Genomic DNA, 24520 nt, shown 5'->3' with positions numbered 1-24520 from the left:
CTCTTCATCGACGGTGCACTTTACCCGGGCCGGAAGGTTCGTACCATATGCTGAAATCATGAATACCCGATCATCTTTGTGGGAGCCATTACCATGCGCGTGAACGCCATCGTCGCCGGCGTCGGCATGACGCCGTTCGGCAAGCATCTGGATAAAAGCATCAAGTGGCTGGGTGGTCAGCCGGTACTGGAAGCCATCGCCGATGCCGGCATCCAGCCCGGCGAAATCGAGGCGGCCTACGTCGGCAACTGCGCGGCGGGGCTGGTGACCGGCCAGGAGTCGATCCGCGGTCAGGTGGTGCTGAGTTCCATCGGCTTGGGCAAGTTTCCCATCATCAACATCGAGAACGCCTGCGGCAGCGGCTCCACCGCGCTGAACCAGGCGGCGATGATGGTCTCCGCCGGTTATTACGACGTGGTGCTGGTGGTCGGCTTCGAGAAGCTGTTCCACGAGAACAAGATGGTCAGCTACAGCGCCTTCAACGGCGCCATCGACGTCGAGGAGCGCGACAGGTTCATGGCGGCGATGACCGCCGGGCAAAGCGCCGAGGCGTCGGCCGGTTCGGGCAAGGATCGCTCGATGTTCGCCGACTTCTACGGCAACCTGGCGCGCGAGTACATGGCGGCGCACGGCACCGACATCCGCCATTTCGCCATGATCACCGAGAAGGCGTCCTTTCACGGCAGCCTCAATCCGCGCGCTCAGTTCCAGAAAGCGACGACCGTCGAGGAAGTGCTGGCCCAGCCGGTGATCGTCGATCCGCTCACAAGGCCGATGATTTGCCCGCTCGGTGACGGCGGCGCGGCGGCGATTCTCGTCAGCGAGCGCAAGGCGCGGCAACTGGGCATCCAGAAACCGGTGCGCATCGTCTCGTCGGTGGTGCATTCCTACTTCGAGCATCCCGACGGCGCGGCGGAAAACGTCACCAGCCTGTCGATCGCCGATGCCTACCGCGAAGCCAGCGTCGGCCCCGACGATCTCGATCTGGTCGAGTTGCACGATTCCTCGGTGGTCACCGAAATGCTGACTTACGAGCACCTCGGCCTGTGCAAGGCGGAGGACGTGCGCCGCTTCGTCGAGGCCGGGGATGCGCGCCTGGGCGGGCGCATCCCCGTCAATCCCTCGGGCGGCCTGCTGCGCAAGGGCCACCCGGTCGGTGCCACCGGCGTGGCCCAGCTCGCCGAGCTGACCTGGCAACTGCAGGGCCGCGCCGGCCAGCGTCAGGTCGAAGGCGCGCGCGTGGGTTTGGCCCACAACGGCGGCGGCAGCCTGGGCAACGAGACGGCGGTCATGAACATCACTATCGTCGTACGGTGAAATGACAAGGAGTCCCCATGCGCGATCCAGACACCCGCAATGAATTCATCCTCGCCGACCTGATCGAAATCCGCGCCGAGCAGATGCCCGAGCGTGACGTGCTGACTTTCGAGCATCTGAGTCTCGACGGCGGCGCCACGCCCGACGAAGTGCGCACTTACCGCCAGCTCGACACGCATGCCAATCGCCTGGCCGCGCACCTGATGCAGTTGGGGCTGAAGAAGGGTGAGCGCTTCGTCATCATGCTGAAGAATCATCCCGAGTTCGTCGAAGCGATGATCGCCGCCTCCATCTGCGGGGCCGTCTTCGTGCCGGTCGACCCGAGGGCCAGGGCCGACAAGCTGGCTTTCATGGTGCGCGACTCGGGCAGCCGCGGCATCATTTGCGCGGATTACTGCCTGGCGGAAGTCAGCGCTGCGCGCCGGCAGTTGCCGGATGTGGACTGGGTGCTGGCGCTGGCCTCGGGCGAGCCGGGCGTGCCGGCGCTCGGCGACTATCCAGAGGTGGCGGCCCTCGCGCCCATCCTCGCCACCCCCGTGCCGCGTGTCGAACCGGTGGCGGTCACGCTCGACGACCCGATCCAGATCATCTACACCTCGGGCACCACCGGCAACCCCAAGGGCATCGTCGGCAAGAACCGCCGCTTCGGCGGTACCGGGCTGATGGGCTCGCTGTTCGGCTATGGCGAGGACGAGCGTCCCTATACCGGTTTGTCGCTGACCCACAACAACGCCCAGGCCACCGCGCTGTGTCCGGCGCTGTTCGGCGGCTATCGGGCGGTGATCAGCCGGCGCTTCAGCAAGTCGAAGCTGTGGGACATCTGCCGCCACTACGGTTGCACCAGTTTCTCGCTGCTCGGCGGTATGGCCACGGCCATCTACAGCGAGCCGCCCAGGCCGGATGACGCCGACAACCCGGTGCGCCTGGTCATCAGCGGCGGCATGCCGGCGGGCATCTGGGCGGCATTCGAGCGCCGTTTCGGTGTCGATATCTTCGAAATCTACGGCGCCAGCGACGGCGGCGGCATGGCATTCAGGCGGCCGGGCGACGGGCCGATCGGTTCCTTCGGCAAACCCATGCCCGGCTTCGTCATGAAAATCCTCGATGACCAGGGCAACGAGTGCGCGCCCGGCGTGGTCGGCGAAATCTGTTGCTGCGCCGAGGAGGGCGGGCCGCTCTCGGTGGAGGTCGATTACCACGGCAATCCCGAAGCATCGCGGCAGAAGCTGCGCGACGGCTGGAACCGCAGCGGCGACATGGGTCATGCCGATGCCGATGGTTGGCTGTATTTCGATTACCGCAAGGGTGGCGGCATTCGCCACAACGGCGACTTCATCAACCCCGGTTTCGTCGAGAAGGTCATCGCCGAGGATCCGCAGGTCGACGACGTGTTCGTCTTCGGCGTGCCGGCGGCCTCGGGTGCGCCGGGGGAGAGCGACGTGGTGGCGGCCATCGTGCCGGTGGATCGCGCCAGCTTCGATCCGGCGGCGGTGTTCCGCACCTGCCGCGCCGGTCTGGAGCCCAATTTCGTGCCCAGCTTCCTGCTGCCGGTCGACGAGATTCCCAAGACGGCGTCGGAAAAGCCGCTGGAGCGGGAACTGGTCGAGCGCTACAGCCGGGACCGGGCAGCCTTCATCGGCGAATGAACGTCAGGCGTCGATGAAAGTGCAGCGTACGAAATCCACGCCATTGTCGAGACGATCACGCAGGTAGATCTTGCGGCTGCCGGCCGGCACGTCCAGGGTGTCCATGGCTTCGATGCGGATGGCCTGCCCCGGCCTGAACCAGCGTGGCGGCAGCAGGATGCTGGCGGGTTCGTCGAGACTGGGGATGGCGGGCAGCAGAAAGCCGCGATGTTCCTCTGCCTGCGCGCCGCCGACCGCGACGTCGTCGGACTGCAGCGTGACGGCGGTCGGCCGGCCGGGCAGGATGTGGATGCCGGCAAGCAGCGCATCGCGCGTGCTGCCGATGGCGATCCATTGCAGCTTGCCGATCAGCAGGCTGTCGCCATCGTTCATGCACACCGCCACCAGTTGCGTGCGCGTCAGTCGTCTGCCGGCCTGGTTGAGTGGCCGTTGCAGATGGATGCGGGCGACGTGTTCGCTGATCTTCTGCCAGTCCTCGGCCGGGTGATTCGTCTCGGCTCCCGTAGCGGCGAGGCGCTGGTGTATGGCTTCGACACCGGGTATCAGCCGACAGTGGCCCGTGGTTTTTCTACCGCTGCCGCCGCGCCCGCCGCGACACCAGTCCTGATAGACCTGGCGCAGCAGGACCAGACCGAATGAAGTCGGCGCATCCTGGTCGAGCCAGAGCGATTCCAGCGTGTCACCTTGTTCCAGGATGGCGGATGTCTGCTTGATGGTCAGGCGCAGGTTCGCCATGTTCAGCCAGCGCAGGTTGCTGCCGACGGCAGGATGCGATTTGAAGGCGCCGGCCGCATCGCCGGAAATGTCGATACCCAGTGGCGGCGTGCGCAGATCGGCGGGTGGCGCGACGAGCGGCGTGACCTTGTGCGCCCACAGTCTGCTCCAGTAAACGACCTGGGATAACTGCGCCGGGTCGAGCTCCAGCGGGTGCGCGGCGGCCAGCAGCAAGAGTTCGACATAGAGGCTCGCCGCAGTCAGCGTTGCCCCGGTCGGATGGGATTCGCGCTGCGGATCGTCGATGCCCAGTTGGGTCAGTTGCCGTTGTTCGAGTAGATGATGAATCCGGTGCAGCCGTGCCCAGAAGCCCGGCGGCGGCAGGATCGCCGCCCGGCAGGCATCGATGTACGAAGCCGACAGGCAGCCCAGGACGCGCGCGGCTGCCTGGGCAATCTGTCGGGAATTGGCGTGGCTCGAGCCCGAGCCGGATGCGTTGCCGGTGAATTTCTGCAGGCAGTGCAGGTAGCCGATTTCCAGCGCCTGCCAGAGCGTCTGGCAGGTATCGAAGGCTGCCTGCTCCGGCGGCGTCAGCGGCAGCGGCCGGGCCGTGAAGCGCAGCGCGCCATCTTCATTTGCGGCATGTACCGATTCGCGCAGCAGATCGAGTATCGCGTAGCGCTCCGTTGCCGGCAGGGCATAACGGTTGAGCAGATTCAACTGCCGCAACAACAGCGCCTGTGTCTGGTGCACCTGTTCTGTAACGATGCCGCCGATCCAGTCGCGGCAGGAAGCCGCATCGGTGAAGAGCGGCGGCGCATCTGCCGACAACTGCGGCAGATCCAGTCCAAACGGGGTGGAACTCATACGCTAGCGTGTCCTCGTCAGCGCCGGGAAACATGCCGGAAACCTTCATCAGGCGCGATCTGACTGGATGTTAGCGCAATCGGCGAGTCTGCCACAACCACAAGCTCACAAGTACGCAAGCGATGGATCGAAAGCTCCACGGAGCGATGGCGAAGCACTAGATCCTATCGGAGCTCGGGCCAACGCTGGCGCGACAGGCAATAAAAACTCAACCGATGAGGGTTGGGTTTTTGGTTTGGTGGTGCGGGATTGCAACCAAACTATTCGCTATTGGGGCCAATGAGCACTGGTGCGGGTCAAGCGCCGAGCAAGCGCCGAGCCAGTACCGATTGCATATCACGGCGCCCGTCAATAATCAGGTAGATGATGACCTGGCTGCCTGTGATGCGGTAAATCACACGGTACGGCTTGAAGAAGGTCTGGCGGTATTCTTTGATGCCGAGTCCGGTCAACTCCTTCGGGTAGCTGCCACGCTCCGGAAATTTCGACAGGCTCTCCACAACGTTCATCAGCGCATCCAACACGTAGTTGGCGTTGGCCACGCAGTCGAACTCGGAGATGTAGTCGTGGATGGACTCCAGGTCCTGCTCTGCCCCCTTGGTAAGCAGTACCTTGAATTTGGCCGGTGCGCCAGCCATCAGACTGTGGCTCGCTTGGCGCGAAGGCGGGCAACGACGTCGGCCACGGGTTTGACCTTGCCTGCGGTTACATCCTGGTTGCCGAGTGCGAGGATTTTCAGCAGCGCCAGGGTTTCCTGCGTTTCTTCGAACGAGGCGACGTCCTGCAGGACAGCCTTGGCTTCACCATTTTGGGTGATGACCATGGGTTCACGTTGCTCCGCAAGGTGCGCCAGAACCTCGGCAGCGTTGGCTTTGAGGTAGCTGATCGGCTTGACTTGTGATGAATAGCGCATGACAGTACTCCAGATTCAGTCTGGGCTTAATGTAGTCTTTTTATGGTCTTGTGACAAGATGTCCGAATCGGATGCGGTGGCACCATCAAGGAATTGAAGGCGATGAGCTAGCCAGTGGAGTCTGCGGCAGATAAAGAAAAAGCCAGCGCGAGGCTGGCTTCTTGAATATTGGTGGGCCCGCACGGACTTGAACCGTGGACCAAAGGATTATGAGTCCTCTGCTCTAACCAACTGAGCTACGGGCCCGGTGATTTTGCGGGTTCAGGTTTCGGAGTCGAGGAAGCTGCGCAGTTTTTCCGAGCGCGTCGGGTGGCGCAGCTTGCGCAGGGCCTTGGCCTCGATCTGGCGGATGCGCTCGCGGGTGACGTCGAACTGCTTGCCGACTTCTTCCAGCGTGTGGTCGGTGTTCATTTCGATGCCGAAGCGCATGCGCAGTACCTTGGCTTCGCGTGGGGTGAGGCTGTCGAGGATGTCCTTGGTGACTTCGCGCAGGCCGGTGTACATCGCCGCCTCGGCCGGAGCCAGGGTGACGGCGTCCTCGATGAAATCGCCGAGGTGGGAATCGTCGTCGTCACCGATCGGCGTTTCCATCGAGATCGGTTCCTTGCTGATCTTGAGGATCTTGCGGATCTTGTCCTCCGGCATTTCCATCTTGATCGCCAGCGTGGCCGGATCGGGCTCGGAGCCGGTTTCCTGAAGGATCTGACGGCTGATGCGGTTCATCTTGTTGATGGTTTCGATCATATGCACCGGAATGCGGATGGTGCGCGCCTGGTCGGCGATCGAGCGGGTGATGGCCTGGCGGATCCACCAGGTGGCGTAGGTCGAGAATTTGTAGCCGCGGCGGTATTCGAATTTGTCGACCGCCTTCATCAGGCCGATGTTGCCTTCCTGGATCAGGTCGAGGAACTGCAGGCCGCGGTTGGTGTATTTCTTGGCGATGGAAATCACCAGGCGCAGGTTGGCTTCGGTCATTTCGCGCTTGGCGCGGCGCGACTTGGCTTCGCCGGTGGTCATCTGCTTGTTGATGTCCTTGAGTTCCTTGAGCGGCAGACCGACGCGCGCCTGCAGTTCGATGAGCTTTTGCTGTTCTTCGATGATCGCCGGGGCGGCGCGCATCAGTTGGCTGCCGTAGGATTTCGAGGAGGAGATTTCCTGTTTCAGCCATTCGAGGTTGGTTTCGTTGCCGGGAAATACCTTGATGAAGTGCTGGCGCGGCATGTGCGATTTGTCTACGCACAGTTGCAGGATCTTGCGCTCATGCTTGCGGATGTCCTCGACCATGTTGCGCACCGAGTCGCACAGGCGCTCGGTGGACTTGGCGGTGAAGCGGATGTTCATCAGCTCATTGGTGATCTGCTGGCGCAGCTTGAGATAGGTGCGGTCCTGCGAACCTTTCTTGATCAGCGCGGTGCGCATCTTCTCGTAGAGATGCACGATGACGGTAAAGCGTTCCAGCGCGTCTTCCTTGAGCTTGGAGAGTGCTGCGGCGATGGCTGTGCCGCCATCGTCGTCGTCGTCGATGTCGCCAGCCATGTCTTCGTCGTCGCTCATGGCGTCGAAATCGTCCGGCTGGTTCGGGTCGATCAGGCCGTCGATCAGTTCATCGATGCGGATTTCATCACGCGCCACTTTGCCGGCCATGTCGATGATCTCGGCAATGGTCGTCGGACAAGCCGAAATGGCCATGATCATGTGCTTGAGGCCGTCCTCGATGCGCTTGGCGATTTCGATTTCGCCTTCGCGGGTGAGCAGTTCGACCGTGCCCATCTCGCGCATGTACATGCGTACCGGGTCGGTGGTGCGGCCGAACTCGGAGTCGACGGTGGACAGCGCTTGTTCGGCCTGCTCCTCGACTTCGGCGGCATCGACGACGGCCGGCGTGGCTTCGGTCAGCAGCAGGGTTTCGGCATCGGGCGCCTCGTCGTAAACCTGCACGCCCATGTCGTTGAAGGTGCTGATGATCGACTCGATCTGCTCGGCGTCGATCATATCGTCGGGCAGGTGGTCGTTGATTTCGGCATAGGTCAGATAACCGCGTTCCTTGCCGAGGGTGATCAGGCTCTTCAGACGGGTGCGGCGGGCATCCAGATCGAGTGGCGCCACGGAGGGCAAGGACAGCATGAGCTTGTCCTTGCCGCGCTTGCCGGAGGACTTTTTGCCTTTGTCCGCTGCCGGCCTGGGAGTGGCGGCGGTGTCCACGGGCGTTTCGACCGCCGCAACCTTCGCAGGCTTTGCGGGTTTGGCGGATTTGGCGGCGGCATTGGGCGCGGGCTTCTGCTTGGAAGCAGCTTTCGCCAGAACTTTTTCCTTTTCCTTGACAGCGGTTTTCTTGGCGGCTGTCTTGGTGGATTTTGCTGTTTCCTTGGCCATTATGTCCTCACTGCCGGATGCTCGGAACGGGCGCGCGCCCAGGTCGGCATTGACCAGCACAGATTTTGGAAAACCGGAGATTATACATTAACTTAGCCCCTTTGACGGGGTTTTGCTGCGGCGGCGTTTTTCTGCGCCAGCAGGTCGGCAAACAGGCGTCTTTCTTCGACTGACAGGCCGCCGTTGCGTTCCTTGTGCGTCAGCATGGCGATTTCCCGCGTCAGATGCGCCTGACGCAAGCGCTCCAGCGCGTCGTTGAATTCGATTTCCATCGCTTCTCCGGCGCTGGCGCCGGCCTGTTCGTCGATCCCGCCGCTTGCCAGCGCGCTGACGTACTGGGTCAGGGTCGCCTCATGCTCGCTGCCGCGGAAATATTCGATTAGCATGCCCATCTGGGCAGCGCCCGGGCCACTGCTCACCAGCAGTTCGCCGTGATCGATGGCGTCGGCGATGGCACGTAGCGCGGCTTCCTCGGGCGTGTTGCCGGCAACCAGGTCCAGGGGCAGCCGGGTTGCCCGCAGCGGATGATGCAGAATGTTTTCCAGCAACTGGTGTTCGATCGAACGCGCCGCCGGCCGTTGGGTCGCGCGTGGCGGGGCGCTGCGCCGCAGACTGAGCGGCTTGAGTTCGCAGGCCGCCTCCACCTCGGACTGGCTGAGCTGGGCGAGATCGGCGATGGCCTTGGTCAGCTGGACGCGCAATACCGGGGCGCTTACCCGCTGCAACAGCGGCTTGGCGGCGTGGATCAACTGGGCGCGTCCTTCGGCGGTGTACGGCTTGGTCTGGCGTTCGAGCTGCTTGACCATGAACTCGCTGAGCCTTGTTGCGCTGCGTGCCTGAGCGAGGAAGGCGTCCTTGCCGTGCTCGCGGATGAATTCGTCCGGGTCCTGATTGCCGGGCATTTGCAGGATCTCGATGCTCTTGTTGTCGGCGAGATGTTCCAGGCCGATTTCCATGGCGCGCCAGGCGGCCTTGTCGCCGGCGGCATCGCGGTCGAAGCAGAAGACGATGCGATCGGTCAGCTTGAACAGCTTTTGCAGGTGCATGCCGGTGGTTGCCGTGCCCAGCGAGGCCACCACGTTTTCCACGCCGAGTTGCGCCAGCCCGACCACGTCCATGTAGCCTTCGACGACGATGGCCGCATTCGCTTCGCGTATCGCCTTGCGTGCCTGCGGCAGGCCGTACAGTTCGCGGCCTTTCTCGAACAGCGGCGTTTCCGGCGAGTTGAGATATTTCGGTTCGCCCTTGTCGAGAACGCGGCCACCGAAGCCGATGACGTTGCCGCGCTGGTCGAGGATGGGAAACATGATGCGATCGCGGAAGCGGTCGTAGCGGCGTCCCTGCTCGTTGTCGATGACCAGGCCGCATTCGGCCGGTTCTTGCGCCTTGCCGTAGCCGGGAAAGATGCTTTCGAGGTTCTGCCAACCGTCGGGGGCGTAGCCGAGGCCGTAGCGCGCGGCGATCTCGCCGGAGAGCCCACGCTTCCTGAGGTAATCGATGGCGCGTGGGCTGGCTTTCAACTGCTCGCGGTAGTATTTCGCCGCGCGCGCCATGTAGTCGGTCAATGGGGCGATTTTGTGCGCGTCATGCCGCTGGGCGGCGGCTTGCTGCGGCACCTTGAGACCGACGCTGGCGGCCAGTTCTTCGACGGCATCGACGAAACCCAGTCCCGAGTATTCCATCAGGAAGCCGATGGCGCTGCCGTGCGCGCCGCAACCGAAGCAGTGATAGAACTGTTTGCTCGGGCTGACGGTGAAGGAGGGCGTTTTTTCGGAATGGAACGGGCAGCAGGCGCTGTAGTTGGCGCCCGCCTTTTTCAGCGGGACATGGCGCTCGACGACATCGACCACGTCGATGCGGGCGAGCAGTTCCTGGATGAAGGAATCCGGGATCATCGCAGCCGACGGCCAGCGTGGCGCTCGGCTCAGGCCGTCAGCCGGGCCTTGATCAGCGCGGAGACCGCCCCCATGTCGGCGCGGCCGGCCAGTTGAGGTTTGGCGATGGCCATCACCTTGCCCATGTCCTGCATGGTGTGCGCGCCGCTGGCGGCAATGGCGGCGGTGACGATGGCGTCGATTTCGCCGGCCGACAGGGCTTGCGGCATGTAGGTGGTCAGCAGGTCGGCTTCGAACTGTTCGGCATCGACCAGATCCTGGCGGTTGGCCTTGCGGTATTGCTCGATGGAGTCCTTGCGTTGCTTGAGCATCTTGTCGATCACGGCAATGATTGCGCCGTCGTCGAGCTCGATGCGTTCGTCGACTTCCTTCTGCTTGATGGCGGCCAGCAGCAGGCGGATCGCGCCAAGGCGCGCGGATTCGCGAGCGCGCATGGCGGATTTCATGTCTTCGTTGATGCGTTCCTTGAGCGACATACGGACTCCTCGATCGAAATCACAGGAATGTGAGAAAGATGAAAACAGTCAGCGCTTGAGAACACGAAAGCCGGCAGCGCTTGCGCGGTGCCGGCGATCGGAGAAGCAGCGGTACGGTCCGGTTCGGCTCAGTAAAGCTTCGGCGGCAGCATCTGGCTGCGAATGCGCTTGTGGTGGCGCTTGACGGCGGCCGCCAGCTTGCGCTTGCGCTCGGAGGTGGGCTTCTCGTAAAACTCGCGCGAGCGCAACTCGGTCAGGACGCCCGTCTTTTCGATGGTGCGCTTGAAGCGGCGGATGGCGACCTCGAACGGCTCGTTTTCTTTGACGCGGATACCAGGCATGTGTCGTAACTTCCTAATCGGAGCGGAAAGCTGGCCATTATAACCATGTTTTTTCTGGCAGTCGAGGGGCTTGTGGGTATTTATTCCCGCAAGGATTCTTACAAGGGGATTCCTGCAAGACAGGTTTGCACGGTTGTCACTTAAGAACTATTATTTATACATCTTTATCGTGAATGGATTCTGCCATGTCCAGCCAGTCTGTTGCCGAAGCGCTCGATGTCCGCGTCTTCGTGCCGATCGAGCGCCACAGGATGCTGCTCGGGATGTTCGCCGAATTGCCGGTGGGCGAGAGTTTCTGTTTCATCAATGATCATGATCCCCTGCCCCTGTATTACGAGTTCCGTTCCATCCACGGCGATGTGGTGGGCTGGGATTACCTGAAGCGGGGCGGCATCGACTGGCAGGTGCGGGTGACCCGGCTGGAAGCTTCCCAGGGCCGTGAATTCACCGATATTTCGACCCTGATGGATTTGCGCAAGATCGCTGCCGGGGATCGGAAGCATGTGGTCTTCCATCGCTACGGCATGATGGAAGAGGGCGATACCATGGAACTCATCGCGACCAGCGAGCCGGACGACATTCTGGCTATCTTCAAGCAGAAATTTGCCGGCCAGCATGTGTGGACGGTGCGGCAGGACGAGGCGGGCAACTATGTCGCCCATATCCTCAAGCAGGCGCAGCAGGCCAGCCGGGAAGCGCTGCGGATCGTCGCCGAATACGATGTCCGCGCGCATGGCCCGGCCGAGCGCCATGACATCTTCTTCGGCGCCTTTGCCGGATTGCAGCCGGGTCAGGCTTTCGTGTTCATCAATGATCATGATCCCAAGCCGCTGTACTACCAGATCGAAGCCGAGAGCAATATTCCCTTCAGTTGGGAGTATCTGGAAAGCGGCCCCGAGGTCTGGCGGGTCAGGGTCGCCAAGACTCGCGAATGCGCCGGTGAGTGAGCGTCCGGCCTGGCGCGGCAGGTAAAATGGCCGGATGAAAGTCCTCGGTATCGAATCCTCCTGCGACGAAACCGGCGTCGCGCTCTACGACACCGAACGCGGCCTGCGCGGCCATGCCGTGCATACCCAGGTGACCATGCACGAGGCTTACGGCGGCGTGGTGCCGGAACTGGCATCGCGCGACCACATCCGCCGGCTGGTGCCCTTGCTGCGCAAGGTGCTCGAACAGGCGCAGACCACGCTGGCCGAGGTCGATGCCGTGGCCTATACGGCGGGGCCGGGGTTGGCCGGCGCGCTGCTGGTCGGCGCCAGTTTCGCCGCCTCGCTGGCCGTGGCGCGCGGCATACCGGCGCTGCCGGTGCATCACCTCGAAGGTCATCTGCTCTCGCCGCTGCTGTCGGCCGATCCGCCGGCGTTTCCCTTCATCGCCTTGCTGGTCTCCGGCGGCCATACCCAACTGATGCGCGTGACCGGCGTCGGCGCCTATGAATTGCTCGGCGAATCGCTCGACGATGCGGCCGGCGAAGCCTTCGACAAAACCGCCAAGCTGCTGGGGCTCGGCTATCCCGGCGGCCCGCAACTGGCGCGCCTTGCCGCGCGGGGACGCCCAGGCCGCTTCAAGCTGCCCCGGCCGATGCTGCACAGCGGCGATTTCGATTTCAGCTTTTCCGGATTGAAGACGGCCGTGCTGACGGCGGTGCGCAAACAGACACTCGATGATGCCGCCCGCGCCGATCTGGCGGCGGAGTTTCAGGAGGCGGTGAGCGAAGTGCTGGCCGCCAAGGCCATGGCTGCCGTGCGCGCCAGCGGCATGAAACGGCTCGTCGTCGCCGGCGGCGTCGGCGCCAATCTGCGCCTGCGCGAGCAATTGAACGCCGCCGCCGCTCAGGCCGGGGTACGGGTGTATTACCCCGAGCTGGAACTGTGCACCGACAACGGCGCGATGATCGCTTTCTGCGGTGCCCAGCGCTTGCTGGCCGGCGCCGAGCCGGCGTGTTCCGGCGTGTTTTCGGTTCGCCCGCGCTGGCCGTTGCAGGAACTGCTGCAGCCGGGCTAGGCCGGTTTTTTCCTGCCGATGCGGCTTTCGGTGCCGGCCAGCAGGTTGCGGATATTCTGCTGATGGCGCCAGATCACCAGCAGGCTCATGCCGGCCAATGCCACGGCCTGCGGCACGTCGAGCAGCCACCAGCCGAACAGGGGCGCGGCCAGCGCTGCGCAGATGGCCGCCAGCGAGGAATAGCGCGTGATCACGGCAACGGCCAGCCAGACGCCGATGCAGGCCAGCGCCAGCAGACCGCTGAAGCCGAGGAAGACGCCGGCGGCGGTGGCCACGCCCTTGCCGCCCTTGAAGCCGATGAAGACCGGGAAAACATGGCCGAGCAGGGCGGCGAAGCCGACCGCGGCGATGGTCGTCGGGTTGGCGGCCTCGGCGCCGAAGTGCTGCGCCAGCCACACCGCCAGCCAGCCTTTGACGGCATCGCCGAGCAGCGTCAATACGGCGGCGAGCTTGTTGCCCGAACGCAGCACGTTGGTCGCGCCCGGATTGCCCGAGCCGTAGCTGCGCGGGTCGGCCATGCCGAACAGTCGGGTGGTGATGATGGCGAAAGGCAGCGAGCCGAGCAGATAGCCGGCGACGATGAAGAACAGCGGCAGGTACGCCGCGGGAATCAGGGAACCGATGCTGCCGCCACCCATGGGTCGAGGTCCAAAAGTAAAATAGCGGCAATTTTAACGAATTTGGCCATCATGGACTTCATCTTCATCGACGACATGCGCGTCGACGCGCATGTCGGCATTTTCCCGCGCGAGCGGGCGGCGGCGCAGACGCTGGAAATCAGCCTGACCTTCGGCGTGCCCGATGCGGCGGCGAAGAACGACGACATCGCCGACACCATCCGCTACGACGCGGTGATCGAGCGCATCCGCCAGGAACTTGCCGAGCGCCATTTCAACCTGCTGGAGACGCTCGGCGAATACGTCATCGCGCTGATGCTCGATGACTTCGGCGCGCCCTGGGTAAAGATCTCCATTGCCAAGCTGGGCATCATGAAAGGCGTGCGCCGCGTCGGCGTGCAGATCGAGCGCAGCAAGGGCGCAAGCTGATGGCGCAGGGTGTATGGCGTCAGCCGCGCGGGTGATGCTTTTCGTGCAGTTGCTTGAGGCGTTCGCGGGCGACGTGGGTGTAGATCTGCGTCGTTGAAATATCGGCGTGACCCAGCAGCAACTGAACGACGCGCAGATCGGCGCCGTGATTCAGCAGATGGGTGGCGAAGGCGTGGCGCAGCACGTGCGGCGAGATCGGTTTGCGGATGCCGGCCTGCAGCGCGTAGCGCTTGACCAGCGTCCAGAACATCTGCCGGCTCATGCCGCCGGCCGGCTTGTCGCGGCGGCCCTGGTTGCGCGTGGCGACGAAGACTTCGTCGCAGGCGCGTCCCTTGAGCAGCGCCGGCCGCGCATCCTGCAGGTATTGCGTCAGCCAGCCGGCGGCGACCTCGCCGAGCGGCACCAGGCGCATCTTGTCTCCCTTGCCGCGCACGCGCACCACGCCTTCGTCGAGATTCAGCTCGAAGAGCTTCACATTCACCAGCTCGCTGACGCGCAGGCCGCTGGCGTAGAGCAGTTCCAGCATGGCGCGATCGCGCAGCCCCAGCGCAGTGTCCGTGTCGGGCGCGGCGAGCAGGGCTTCGACGTCGATCTCGCCCAGCGTCTTGGGAAAACGTTGCGGCAAGCGGGGCTGCTCGATGTTGAGCATCGGGTCATGCAGGATGCGTCCCTGGGTCAGCAGGAAACGGTAGAAGCGCCGCAGCGCGGCGTGCAGGCGGCGCTGGCTGGCCGGCCTGGGCGGAGGGCGCGCGGGGTTCCGGTGCAGGCTGGCGAGATAGGCGCGGATGTCGTCTTCGGCAACCGCAAGCAGATTGCTTTCCTGCGCTGCCAGCCAGCCGGCAAACAACGCCAGGTCGCTGCGATAGGCGGCCAGGGTGTTCTTTGCCAGCCCATCCTCGAGCCAGAGCGTATCGGTGAACTGGTCGAGCAGTGCGGCATCCGCTGCCGACGGGGTCATTGCTGGCGCATGCCTTCGTGCGCCAGCAGCCAGCGCTTGATGTCGAGCAGTAGCCCGCCGCGTTCGCGATTGAAGCCGCCCAGTCCACCATCCCTGGCGACGACGCGATGACAGGGCACGACCAGCGGATAGGGATTGGCGCCGCAGGCGCCGCCGACGGCACGCGGCGCACTGCCGATGCGCTCGGCCAGATCGCCATAGCTGCGCGTCTGGCCACAGGGGATGGCGCTGATCTGCGCCCATACCTTGCGCTGAAACGGCGTGCCGGCCGGTGCCAGCGGCAGGGTGAATTCGAATTGCGGGTCTTTCAGCCAGGCACGCAACTGGCGTACGGCTTCTTTTGCCAGGAGGGTTTGCGGCTTGACTTCCTGGCAGGCCGGCAGAAACTCGATCTCCAGGATTTCATCCGCGCTGCAGCGCACGCCCAGGGCAAAGCCGGGCGCGGCAACGATGGCTTGGTAGTCGGTCATGAGGCACCTCCGTAGGGGGAAATCATTTCAGCAATCGTTCGGGCGAGCGCACGGCCGGCGGCGCGGGCAGGTCGCTGTTCCACTCGGGCTGGCGTTGCCAGGCGGCCGGGTTGAGGCTGTGCAGCAGCGTCTGAAAGCCGCGCGCATCGGTTTTCGACAGCAGGATGAAGCGTACCACCATGCGGATGTAACGCCAGCCGGTCAGGAAGAGCTGCGGCAAGTCGGCGATGAGCGCACAAATTTTTGCCGGCACGCCCGGTTCATGCGGCAAGGGATGCGGCGCATAGCCATGGGTGGACAAGGCCTGGCGATTGATGGTTTCCGTCAGGCGGATCCAGGCGGGCGGAATGGCTTCCTGCCAGTTCAATGATTTTTGTTTCGGCCGGCGCGAGGCTTCCATCAGCCAGGGGAAGGGGATGCCGTCATTCTCCGGCAGATGTTCGGCATGCCGCAGGACGTTGTCGCTCCATTCGACGCCGACGAAGTCGAGCACCTTGCGCAGCGTGGTTTCCGGCTGGGCAAGCAGGTCCTCCAGCCTGATTGCGAGGATGCGTTCGCCATGTCTGGCGATGGCGCGCATGTTGGCATGCACCATGAGATTGGCGCCAAGAAAACTGGAGGTCGACCAGGGCATGGTGAAGTGCGAATACACCACGGCGCGCGGGTCGCGCACCATGTGGATGACGCGGGCACGGGGATATTCACGGAACAGTTGGTCGAGTCTCTCGGTCAGCAGCGGACCTTTTTCGCCATAGCGCGATTTGCCGTACTGCGCCGCCTTGCATTGCAGGATGCGCAGGTAGACCAGCGCCGAGTCCTTCCAGTCGAGTTCGGCCGGCAGCTTGTCCAGCACCACCTGCGGGTCCATGCGCAGCCAGGCGTAGGAGAACGAATGAAAGTAGCAGTAGAGGCGCCGGCGGAAGCTGCCGCTGAAATTGCGCAGCCAGAAGTGGTAGCAGATCTCTTCGCTGATATGGATGTCGGGATGGGCGTTGAGCATGAAGCGCATCAGCGTCGTTCCCGAGCGGCCATTGCCGAGGATGAAGATGGGCGCGGCGCTGGCGAGTTCGGCGGCGGTATCTTGAGGCGTCATGTCATTCGGGTGTGGATCGAATGCGGGGAGTGTGGCTATCCGGGTATCCGATCATTCAACCATCAACCATTCGGCTATTGCACGTCCGCGTGCCAGGTGCGCAGACGCTCCAGCGTGAGCTGTTCGTGTGGCGCCAGAACCATGCGCGCGCCGGCGAAGTCCTCATTGAGCGTGTAGTCGCTGATGGTGATGACGGTCGGGATGCCGGCGGCCAGGCTGGCGGCCAGGCCGTGTGCCGAATCCTCGATGGCCAGGCAGTCGCGTGCCGGCAGGCCGAGGGAAGCCAGCGTCCACTGATAGAGGTCGGGCGCCGGTTTCTTTGCCGTGACGACGTCGCCCGCGGCGATGACCTCGAACCACTTGTCGGCTTGCGGCCCCAGATTGGCGCGCAGCAGGCTGACGATGTTCTGCGCCGTCGAGCTGGAGGCAATCGCCAGCCGCAGGCCTTCGGTGCGGGCATCGCAGATCAGTTGGCCGATGTCGGCGCGCAAGGGAATGGCGCCGGCTTCCAGCAGACGCTGGTAGTTGCTGGTCTTGATGGCATGGATGCGGTCGAGCAGCGCATCGAAGTCCGGACGCTGGAAGGTGGCTGGATCGAACTGTTCGGCATAGTGGCGTATGCGCTCGCGACCGCCGGCGACATTCAGCAGCTTGCCGTAGAAGGCTTCGTCCCAGTGCCAGGGCAGGCCGACTTCGGCGAAGGCGGCGTTGAAGGCGGGACGGTGTCCGTCGCGTTCGGTGTTGGCGAGCGTGCCGTCGACATCAAAAACCAGGGCGCGCAAAGTCATGGTCGGGCTCCAGGGAGTAAGTGATGGGATACCGATTATTCACTGCTTGCGTTCTTCTGTGAATCGAAATTTCATCATGACGGCATTCTGTCGCGTGCTGCCGCAGGCCGGCCTGTTTGCCCCGTTGCTGCCGGCAGAGAGAGGCTATCGCCATGGCTTACACGTTAGAATGGCGGGGTGAACGCCAGCAATCTCTACCTCGTCGGCCTCATGGGGGCCGGCAAGACCACCGTCGGACGCCAGCTCGCCAAGCGGCTGGGGCGGCGCTTCGTCGACGCCGATCACGAGATCGTGGCGCGCACCGGCGTCAGCATTCCGACGATTTTCGAAATCGAGGGCGAGAGCGGTTTTCGCCGGCGCGAGGCGCAGGTGATTGCCGAGCTGGCCGCCGAGACGGGCCTGGTGGTGGCGACCGGCGGCGGCGCGGTGCTCGATCCGGCCAATCGCATCGCCCTGTCGAACAGCGGCCTGGTGGTTTATCTGTGTGTGCCGCCACGGCTGCTGCATGAGCGCACGCGGCATGATCACAACCGTCCGCTGCTGAAGGTGGCCGATCCGCTGGCGCGCCTGCAGGAACTGTACGACCAGCGCGATCCGCTGTATCGCGCGGTGGCCGATATCGTCGTCGAGAGCAGCGGCGGATCGCAGCACATGGTGAAACTGATAGAACATGAGGTCCGCAGCCGATGCGCAGCCTGAACGTCAGCCTGGGGACGCGCAGCTACCCCATCCATATCGGCGGCGGCCTGCTGTCCCAGGCGGCACTCGTCACGCCCCACCTGCGCACGCCGCGGGTGGCCATCGTCAGCAACGAGACGGTGGCGCCGCTGTATCTGGACAAGCTCGCCGCGCCCTTGCGGGCGGCAGGTGTTGCCGTGGCCGAGATCATCCTGCCCGATGGCGAAGCCTACAAGAACTGGGAAACGCTCAACCGGATCTTCGATCGCCTGCTCGCCGAACGCTGCGATCGCGGCACCACGCTGATCGCGCTCGGCGGCGGGGTGATCGGCGATCTGTGCGGCTTTGCCGCCGCCAGCTATCAGCGTGGCGTGCCTTTCATCCAGGTGCCGACGACGCTGCTGGCCCAGGTCGATTCCTCGGTCGGCGGCAAGACCGGCATCAACCATCCTCGCGGCAAGAACATGATCGGCGCGTTCTGGCAACCGCAACTGGTGCTGGCCGATACCGATACGCTGCAGACCCTGCCGGCGCGCGAGCTGGCGGCTGGCCTGGCCGAAGTCGTCAAATATGGCTTGATCCGCGACCTGCCGTTCCTCGAATGGCTGGAAGCGCACATGGAGGCGCTGGTGGCGCGCGATGGCGCCGCGCTGGCGCATGCCATCGAACGCTCCTGCCGGAACAAGGCCGAAGTCGTCGCCGCCGACGAGCTGGAAACCGCCAGCGAAGGCGGCCGGGCGCTGCTGAATCTGGGCCACACTTTCGGCCATGCCATCGAGACCGGGCTGGGTTATGGCCAGTGGCTGCATGGCGAGGCGGTGGCCGCCGGTACCGTGATGGCGGCCGAATTGTCGCGCCGTCTGGGTTGGCTGCATGCGGATGAGGTCGAACGGGTGCGCCGTCTGCTGGCGCGCGCCGGCCTGCCGGTGCGCGGTGCCGCGCTGGGCGCCGAACGCTATCTGGAACTGATGGGGCACGACAAGAAAGTCATCGCCGGCAAGCTGCGGCTGGTGCTGCTGAAGCGGATCGGCGAGGCTGTCACCCATGCCGATGCGCCGCGCGCGGACATCGTCGCCGCCATCGAGGCCTGCTGTGCCTGACGAACGGCTGGCGCCGTATGCCGTCAGCGCGGCCAACTCGCGCGGGCGGCGGCATCCCGAGCCGGCGCCGGAAGCGCGCAGCGAGTTCCAGCGCGACCGCGACCGCATCGTGCATTCCACGGCCTTCCGGCGGCTGGAGTACAAGACCCAGGTTTTCGTCAATCATGAAGGCGACCTGTTCCGCACGCGCCTGACGCACAGCCTGGAAGTCGCGCAGATCGCCCGCGGCATTGCCCGCGTTCTGCAGGTCAATGAGGATCTGACCGAGGCCATCGCCCTGGCGCACGATCTGGGCCACACGCCGTTCGGCCATGCCGGCCAGGAAGCCCTGAACGAGTGCATGGCGGGCGAGCATGGCGGCTTCGAGCACAATCTGCAGAGCCTGCGCATCGTCGACGTGCTGGAGGAGAACTACGCCGCTTTCGATGGCCTGAATCTGTGCTTCGAGACGCGCGAGGGCATCCTCAAGCATTGTTCCAAGGTGCGGGCGCGCGAACTGGGCGCGGTGGCGCAACGCTTCCTCGACGACCGGCGGCCCTCGCTGGAAGCGCAGATCTGCAATCTGGCCGATGCCATCGCCTACAACAATCACGATATCGACGATGGCCTGCGCTCGGGTCTGCTGACGCTGGAGCAACTGGCCGAGGTCGAGGCCTATGCCGAGCATGCCGCTCAGGTGCGGCGGGAATATCCGCAGATTGCCGGCCGGCGCTTCATTCACGAAACGATACGCCGCATGATCAATGCCCAGGTCGTCGACCTGATCCGCACGACGCGCGAAAACCTGGCCCGCGTGACACCGCGGAGCCTGGCCGAAGTGCAGGCGGCCGCGCCGCTGGTGGCCTACAGCAGCCGGATGCATGCATTGCAGCAGGCGCTGAAAGTCTTTCTGCGCGACCATCTGTACCACCACTACCAGGTGCTGCGCATGACCTACAAGGCGCGGCGCATCATCACCGATCTGTTTGCCGCCTTCATGGCGACGCCGTCCCTGCTGCCGCCGCAATACCGGCAGATGGCCGAAGGGCACCGCGCGCGCGCCGTGGCCGATTACATCGCCGGCATGACGGATCGCTACGCCATCCGCGAGCATCGCCGGCTGTTTGCCGTCGGTGAAATCTGAGCCCAGTTCAACTTCACAGTTCATCCGGAAGATTTTCATGAACATCGTCATCCTCGCCGCCGGACAGGGCAAGCGCATGCGTTCCGAGCTGCCCAAGGTACTGCACCCACTGGCCGGCAAGCCGCTGCTGGCCCACGTCATCGACACGGCCCGCGCGCTCAAGCCGACGACGATCTGCGTGGTGCATGGCCATGGCGGCGAACGGGTGCGCCAGCGTCTGGCGGCTGCCGACCTGACCTGGGTCAGGCAGGAGCAGCAATTGGGCACCGGCCATGCCGTGCTCCAGGCGCTGCCCTGCCTCGATCCGACCCGGCCGACGCTGGTGCTGTATGGCGATGTGCCGCTGATCCGCAGCCAGACCCTGCAGCGGCTGATCGCAGCGGCGCAGTCCCATGGCGGCGGGCTGGCCCTGCTCACTGCCGAGCTGGCGCAGCCGCAAGGCTATGGCCGCATCGTCCGCGCTGCCGACGGGGCGATCCAGCGCATCGTCGAAGACAAGGATGCCACGCCCGACGAGCGCCGGATTTGCGAAATCAATACCGGCATCCTGCTCGCCTCGACGGCGGCGCTGATGCGCTGGCTTCCGGCGCTGGGGAACGCCAATGCCCAGGGCGAATACTATCTGACCGACATCGTCGGCCTGGCGGTGGGCGAAGGCTTGAACGTCGCTTCGACCCAGCCGGCGGATGCCTGGGAAACGGAAGGTGTGAACAGCCCGGCGCAACTGGCGACGCTGGAGCGCATTCATCAGCGCAACATCGCCGCGCAATTGCTGGAGCAGGGCGTGCGCCTGTGTGATCCGGCGCGTATCGACGTGCGCGGCGAACTCATTTGCGGACGCGATGTGTTCATCGACGCGAACTGCCTGTTCGAAGGCCGGGTCGAACTGGCCGATGCCGTCGAGATCGGCCCCAACTGCGTGCTGAAGGATGTCACGGTGGGGGCGGGCACGCGCATTGCCGCGTTCAGCCATCTCGATACCGCCGTCGTCGGCAGGGATAACGCGATCGGCCCCTATGCCCGCCTGCGTCCCGGCACCACGCTGGCCGATGAAGTGCATATCGGCAACTTCGTCGAAGTGAAGAACAGCAGCATCGCCAGCCAGTCCAAGGCCAATCACCTGGCCTATGTGGGCGATGCCACGGTGGGCAGCCGGGTGAATATCGGCGCCGGGACCATCACCTGCAATTACGATGGCGCCAACAAGCATCGCACCATCATCGAGGATGATGTCTTCATCGGCTCCGACAGCCAGCTGGTGGCGCCGGTGACCGTGCGGCGCGGCGCCACCCTGGGCGCGGGAACGACGCTGACCAGGGACGCCGAAGCCGATGCGCTGACGCTTTCCAGGGCGCGTCAGGCCACGGTGCCCGGTTGGAAACGGCCGGTGAAGAACAAGAAAAGCTGACCAGAAATGCGGCATCCTGGCGTCGGCCGGAAGGTGCGAACGCGCGGGCCGGCACGGCCCAAATGTTGAAAGGGACATGACATGTGTGGAATCGTCGCTGCCGTCGCCCGGCGCAACGTCGTTCCGGTGTTGATCGAAGGCTTGCGCAAGCTCGAGTATCGCGGCTATGACTCGGCCGGCCTGGCCGTGCTCAAGCCCGAGCTGACCCGGCTGCGCAGCGTCGGCCGGGTGGCTGAACTGGCGGCGCAGGCCGATGGCCTGAGTGCTTCCATCGGGATTGCCCACACGCGCTGGGCGACTCACGGCGTGCCTTCGGAAGGCAACGCGCATCCGCATGTTTCCAGCGGTCTGGCGGTGGTGCATAACGGCATCATCGAGAACCATGCCGAGCTGAAAAGCCAGCTCACCGACGTCGGCTATGTGTTCACTTCGGAAACCGATACCGAAGTCATCGCCCATCTGATCAATTCCCTGCTGGCTTCCTGCCACGATCTGCTCGCGGCCGTGCGGCTGGCCACGCAACGGCTGATCGGCGCCTATGCCATCGCCGTGCTGCGCGAAGGCTCGGACGGCATCGTCGTCGCCCGCCAGGGCGCGCCGCTGCTGCTGGGGATCGCGGCCGATGGCCTGTATGCCGCTTCCGATGCCTCGGCCCTGCTGCAGGTCACGCGGACGATGATCTATCTGGAGGACGGCGATCTGGCCGAACTGGGTCCGACGGGCCAGCGCATCGTCGATCAGGCGGGGCAGCCCGTCGAGCGCGCCCGGCATGAAAGCGCGCTGTCGGCCGATGCCGTCGAGCTGGGCAACTACCAGCACTACATGCAGAAGGAAATCTTCGAGCAGCCGGTGGCGCTGGCGAATACCCTGGAAATGCTCGGCAGCGCGGCGACCCGAAGCTTCAGCGCCAACCTTTTTGGCGCCGCGGCGCCGGAAGCGCTCGCCAGCACCCGCTCGGTGCTGATCCTCGCCTGCGGCACCAGCTACCATTCCGGGTTGGTGGCGCGCTACTGGATCGAGCAACTGGCGGGCATTCCCTGCAGCGTGGAAATCGCCAGCGAATACCGCTATCGCGTCTCGGTGGTCGATCCCGATCAACTGGTGGTGGCGATTTCGCAATCCGGCGAGACGGCCGATACCCTGGCTGCGCTCAAGCACGCCAAGACGCGCGGCATGACGCGCACCCTGGCGATCTGCAATGTCGCCGAATCGGCCATCGTGCGCGAATGCGCGCTGCGCTTCCTGACTCGCGCCGGCATGGAAATCGGCGTGGCTTCGACCAAGGCCTTCACCACCCAGTTGGCCGCGCTGTTTCTGCTCGCCGCCACGCTGGCCAAGCAACAGGGACGCCTGGCGGCGAATGACGAGAGCGAATGCCTGACGGCCTTGCGCCACCTGCCGCTGGCGCTCAAGCACGTGCTCGAACTGGAGCCGGCCATCGCCGCCTGGGCGCAGGACTTTGCCGGCAAGCAGCATGCCCTGTTCCTCGGTCGCGGCCTGCATTATCCGATCGCCCTGGAAGGCGCGCTGAAGCTTAAGGAAATCTCCTACATCCATGCCGAAGGCTATCCGGCCGGCGAGCTCAAGCATGGTCCGCTGGCCCTGGTGGATGAGTCGATGCCGGTGATTTCCGTGGCGCCCAACGACAATCTGCTGGAAAAACTCAAGTCCAACCTGCAGGAAGTGCGTGCGCGCGGCGGTGAGCTGTATGTATTTGCCGATGCCGACAGCGCCGTGGAAGCCAGCGCCGGCGTGCACATCCTGCGCCTGCCCGAGCATTACGGATTGCTCTCGCCGGTACTGCACGTGGTGCCGCTGCAACTGCTCTCCTACCACGTGGCCCTGGTCAAGGGCACGGATGTGGACAAGCCGCGCAATCTGGCCAAGTCGGTGACGGTCGAGTAGGTCGAATAGGACCAAATAGTGTACATAGTGTACACTCCGCAAGTTTGAACAATCTTCCGGGTCGGCCGGCCCGTGGCGGCAGCGTGCTGCACCAAGCCGGGTCTTCGGTGTTGCCGGAGACTTGAAGGCACAAGGACACGAATGAAACGAGTAGATGATTTCCGCCTGCAGTTCGGCCGGCATGAATTGGTACCGATCATGATCGGGGGCATGGGCGTCGATATTTCGACCGCCGCCCTGGCATTGGAAGTCGCCCGCCTGGGCGGGGTCGGCCATATCTCGGATGCCATGGTGCCAACCGTCGCCGACCGGCGTTTCAAGACCCACTATGTGCGCGACAAGCTGAAGCGCTACAAGCACAACGTCGCCAATTCCGACAAGTCGGAAGTGAAGTTCGACCTGGGCGAGCTGGCCGAAGCCCAGCGCCTGCACGTCGGTCGGACCATGGAAGCCAAGCGCGGGCCGGGTCTGGTGTTCGTGAACTGCATGGAAAAGCTGACCATGAACGCGCCGCGCGAGACCTTGCAAGTGCGTCTGAAGGCCGCGCTGGATGCCGGCGTCGAGGGCATCACCCTGTCGGCTGGGTTGCATCTGGGTTCCTTCGCCTTGATCGAGGATCATCCGCGGTTTCGCGATGCCAAGCTGGGCATCATCGTTTCCTCCTTGCGCGCCCTGCAGTTGTTCCTGCGCAAGACTGCGCGCCTGCAGCGTCTTCCCGACTATGTCGTCGTCGAAGGGCCGCTGGCCGGCGGACACCTGGGTTTCGGCATGGACTGGGCGCAATACGACCTGGCCACCATCACCGCCGAAATACAGGCCTGGCTGAAAAAGGAAGAACTGAACATCCCGCTGATCGCTGCGGGCGGCATTTTCACCGGCGGCGATGCGGTGGGCTTTCTGGAAAATGGCGCGGCCGCCGTGCAGGTATCGACGCGCTTCACCATCACCGAGGAATGCGGCCTGCCGGCCGACGTCAAGCAGGAGTACTTCAAGGCCGGGGAAGAGGACATCGTGGTGAATACCCTTTCACCCACGGGCTATCCGATGCGCATGCTGAAGCACTGCCCGGCGATCGGCTCGGGCATCCGCCCCAACTGCGAAGCCTTCGGCTATCTGCTGGAAGGCGGCAACTGCGCCTACATCACCGCCTACTACAAGGCGCTCGAAGCTAATCCGGATACCAAGACGCTGTCGGTAGAGGACAAGACCTGCCTGTGCACCCACATGCGCAACTTCGATTGCTGGACCTGCGGCCATTACACCTACCGTCTCAAGGACACCACGCGCCGACTGGCCGACGGCAACTACCAGTTGCTGACGGCCGAGCATGTCTTCCGCGATTATCAGTTCAGCAACGGCCAGCAGATCGCTCTGCCGGATTGACGGATCGACGGATGGGAGAGGC

General features: G+C 64.1%; 23 protein-coding genes and 1 tRNA gene. 11 read left to right on the top strand and 13 right to left on the bottom strand.

Translation table 11 applies throughout. The features are described from left to right. Nucleotides 1-93: 93 nt before the first annotated feature. Nucleotides 94-1317, top strand: coding sequence for a thiolase family protein (locus SDENCHOL_RS00315; protein ID WP_154715642.1), 1224 nt, complete (start codon nucleotides 94-96; stop codon nucleotides 1315-1317). A gap of 17 nt (nucleotides 1318-1334) precedes the next feature. After that, nucleotides 1335-2963 carry an AMP-binding protein gene (locus SDENCHOL_RS00310; protein ID WP_154715641.1) on the top strand — a complete coding sequence of 543 codons (1629 nt, stop codon included), beginning with the start codon at nucleotides 1335-1337 and terminating at the stop codon, nucleotides 2961-2963. A 3-nt stretch (nucleotides 2964-2966) separates the two neighbouring features. Here SDENCHOL_RS00310 and SDENCHOL_RS00305 read toward each other — a convergent pair whose 3' ends face one another. The 8 genes from SDENCHOL_RS00305 to rpsU all read right to left on the bottom strand — a co-directional run bounded on the left by SDENCHOL_RS00305 (nucleotide 2967) and on the right by rpsU (nucleotide 10542). Beyond that, complete coding sequence (locus SDENCHOL_RS00305) at nucleotides 2967-4544, bottom strand: hypothetical protein (RefSeq protein WP_154715640.1); 1578 nt, start codon at nucleotides 4542-4544, stop codon at nucleotides 2967-2969. Nucleotides 4545-4840: 296 nt separating this feature from the next. After that, nucleotides 4841-5182, bottom strand: a complete 342-nt coding sequence (locus SDENCHOL_RS00300) for a type II toxin-antitoxin system RelE/ParE family toxin (protein ID WP_154715639.1) — start codon at nucleotides 5180-5182, stop codon at nucleotides 4841-4843. Further along, entirely contained in the window at nucleotides 5182-5457 is a 276-nt protein-coding gene (locus SDENCHOL_RS00295) for a type II toxin-antitoxin system Phd/YefM family antitoxin (RefSeq protein WP_154715638.1), read from the bottom strand. Before SDENCHOL_RS00295 ends, SDENCHOL_RS00300 begins: the two co-directional genes overlap by 1 nt. A gap of 169 nt (nucleotides 5458-5626) precedes the next feature. After that, nucleotides 5627-5703 (bottom strand) — tRNA-Ile (locus tag SDENCHOL_RS00290). A 15-nt stretch (nucleotides 5704-5718) separates the two neighbouring features. Further along, a complete protein-coding gene (gene rpoD, locus SDENCHOL_RS00285) occupies nucleotides 5719-7833 on the bottom strand; it encodes an RNA polymerase sigma factor RpoD (protein ID WP_420031041.1) in 2115 nt (704 codons plus the stop codon). A gap of 89 nt (nucleotides 7834-7922) precedes the next feature. After that, on the bottom strand, nucleotides 7923-9725 hold the full coding sequence (gene dnaG, locus SDENCHOL_RS00280; RefSeq protein WP_154715637.1) for a DNA primase: 1803 nt from the start codon (nucleotides 9723-9725) through the stop codon (nucleotides 7923-7925). 29 nt (nucleotides 9726-9754) lie between these two features. Further along, nucleotides 9755-10201 (bottom strand): GatB/YqeY domain-containing protein, encoded by a 447-nt coding sequence (locus SDENCHOL_RS00275; protein WP_154715636.1) that lies wholly within the window; start codon nucleotides 10199-10201, stop codon nucleotides 9755-9757. 128 nt (nucleotides 10202-10329) lie between these two features. Further along, nucleotides 10330-10542 carry a 30S ribosomal protein S21 gene (gene rpsU, locus SDENCHOL_RS00270; protein ID WP_154715635.1) on the bottom strand — a complete coding sequence of 71 codons (213 nt, stop codon included), beginning with the start codon at nucleotides 10540-10542 and terminating at the stop codon, nucleotides 10330-10332. A gap of 185 nt (nucleotides 10543-10727) precedes the next feature. On the opposite strand from rpsU, the gene SDENCHOL_RS00265 reads away from it, so the two are divergent. Next, a complete protein-coding gene (locus SDENCHOL_RS00265; protein WP_154715634.1) occupies nucleotides 10728-11489 on the top strand; it encodes a DUF2249 domain-containing protein in 762 nt (253 codons plus the stop codon). 34 nt (nucleotides 11490-11523) lie between these two features. Next, complete coding sequence (gene tsaD / locus SDENCHOL_RS00260) at nucleotides 11524-12546, top strand: tRNA (adenosine(37)-N6)-threonylcarbamoyltransferase complex transferase subunit TsaD (RefSeq protein WP_154715633.1); 1023 nt, start codon at nucleotides 11524-11526, stop codon at nucleotides 12544-12546. Here the strand turns inward: tsaD and plsY are convergent. Continuing rightward, nucleotides 12543-13184, bottom strand: a complete 642-nt coding sequence (gene plsY, locus SDENCHOL_RS00255) for a glycerol-3-phosphate 1-O-acyltransferase PlsY (RefSeq protein ID WP_154715632.1) — start codon at nucleotides 13182-13184, stop codon at nucleotides 12543-12545. The genes tsaD and plsY overlap by 4 nt on opposite strands. A 51-nt stretch (nucleotides 13185-13235) precedes the next feature. Here plsY and SDENCHOL_RS00250 point away from each other — a divergent pair, with 51 nt between their 5' ends. Next, a complete protein-coding gene (locus tag SDENCHOL_RS00250) occupies nucleotides 13236-13592 on the top strand; it encodes a dihydroneopterin aldolase (protein ID WP_154715631.1) in 357 nt (118 codons plus the stop codon). 19 nt (nucleotides 13593-13611) lie between these two features. Here the strand turns inward: SDENCHOL_RS00250 and xerD are convergent, their stop codons facing one another. The 4 genes from xerD to SDENCHOL_RS00230 form a co-directional block, all read right to left on the bottom strand. Continuing rightward, on the bottom strand, nucleotides 13612-14550 hold the full coding sequence (gene xerD / locus SDENCHOL_RS00245) for a site-specific tyrosine recombinase XerD (protein ID WP_154715630.1): 939 nt from the start codon (nucleotides 14548-14550) through the stop codon (nucleotides 13612-13614). Continuing rightward, the gene (locus SDENCHOL_RS00240) at nucleotides 14547-15020 is read right to left on the bottom strand and encodes a methylated-DNA--[protein]-cysteine S-methyltransferase (protein ID WP_154715629.1); all 474 of its coding nucleotides are present in this window, start codon (nucleotides 15018-15020) and stop codon (nucleotides 14547-14549) included. The genes xerD and SDENCHOL_RS00240 overlap by 4 nt, the downstream gene beginning before the upstream one ends. A gap of 22 nt (nucleotides 15021-15042) precedes the next feature. Further along, entirely contained in the window at nucleotides 15043-16113 is a 1071-nt protein-coding gene (locus SDENCHOL_RS00235; RefSeq protein WP_154715628.1) for a sulfotransferase family protein, read from the bottom strand. Between the two features lie 74 nt (nucleotides 16114-16187). Beyond that, on the bottom strand, nucleotides 16188-16901 hold the full coding sequence (locus tag SDENCHOL_RS00230; protein WP_154715627.1) for an HAD-IA family hydrolase: 714 nt from the start codon (nucleotides 16899-16901) through the stop codon (nucleotides 16188-16190). A gap of 210 nt (nucleotides 16902-17111) precedes the next feature. Between SDENCHOL_RS00230 and SDENCHOL_RS00225 the strand changes: the two genes are divergently transcribed. The 6 genes from SDENCHOL_RS00225 to SDENCHOL_RS00200 all read left to right on the top strand — a co-directional run bounded on the left by SDENCHOL_RS00225 (nucleotide 17112) and on the right by SDENCHOL_RS00200 (nucleotide 24498). Next, complete coding sequence (locus SDENCHOL_RS00225) at nucleotides 17112-17600, top strand: shikimate kinase (protein ID WP_154717303.1); 489 nt, start codon at nucleotides 17112-17114, stop codon at nucleotides 17598-17600. Further along, on the top strand, nucleotides 17588-18679 hold the full coding sequence (gene aroB / locus SDENCHOL_RS00220) for a 3-dehydroquinate synthase (protein WP_154715626.1): 1092 nt from the start codon (nucleotides 17588-17590) through the stop codon (nucleotides 18677-18679). The genes SDENCHOL_RS00225 and aroB overlap by 13 nt, the downstream gene beginning before the upstream one ends. Then, entirely contained in the window at nucleotides 18672-19802 is a 1131-nt protein-coding gene (locus SDENCHOL_RS00215; protein WP_197706794.1) for a deoxyguanosinetriphosphate triphosphohydrolase, read from the top strand. The genes aroB and SDENCHOL_RS00215 overlap by 8 nt, the downstream gene beginning before the upstream one ends. 37 nt (nucleotides 19803-19839) lie before the next feature. Then, a complete protein-coding gene (glmU, locus tag SDENCHOL_RS00210) occupies nucleotides 19840-21210 on the top strand; it encodes a bifunctional UDP-N-acetylglucosamine diphosphorylase/glucosamine-1-phosphate N-acetyltransferase GlmU (RefSeq protein WP_154715625.1) in 1371 nt (456 codons plus the stop codon). 81 nt (nucleotides 21211-21291) lie between these two features. Then, nucleotides 21292-23115 (top strand): glutamine--fructose-6-phosphate transaminase (isomerizing), encoded by a 1824-nt coding sequence (glmS, locus tag SDENCHOL_RS00205; protein ID WP_154715624.1) that lies wholly within the window; start codon nucleotides 21292-21294, stop codon nucleotides 23113-23115. 141 nt (nucleotides 23116-23256) lie between these two features. Further along, nucleotides 23257-24498: a nitronate monooxygenase gene (locus SDENCHOL_RS00200; RefSeq protein WP_154715623.1), complete on the top strand. Its 1242-nt coding sequence runs from the start codon at nucleotides 23257-23259 to the stop codon at nucleotides 24496-24498. The last annotated feature ends 22 nt before the right edge of the window (nucleotides 24499-24520 follow it).

The sequence above is a fragment of the Sterolibacterium denitrificans genome (assembly GCF_900174485.1).
In the GTDB taxonomy this organism is placed as follows: domain Bacteria; phylum Pseudomonadota; class Gammaproteobacteria; order Burkholderiales; family Rhodocyclaceae; genus Sterolibacterium; species Sterolibacterium denitrificans.
The sequence above is the reverse complement of the archived record's forward strand: the minus strand, read 5'-3'. Positions and strand labels throughout refer to the sequence as shown.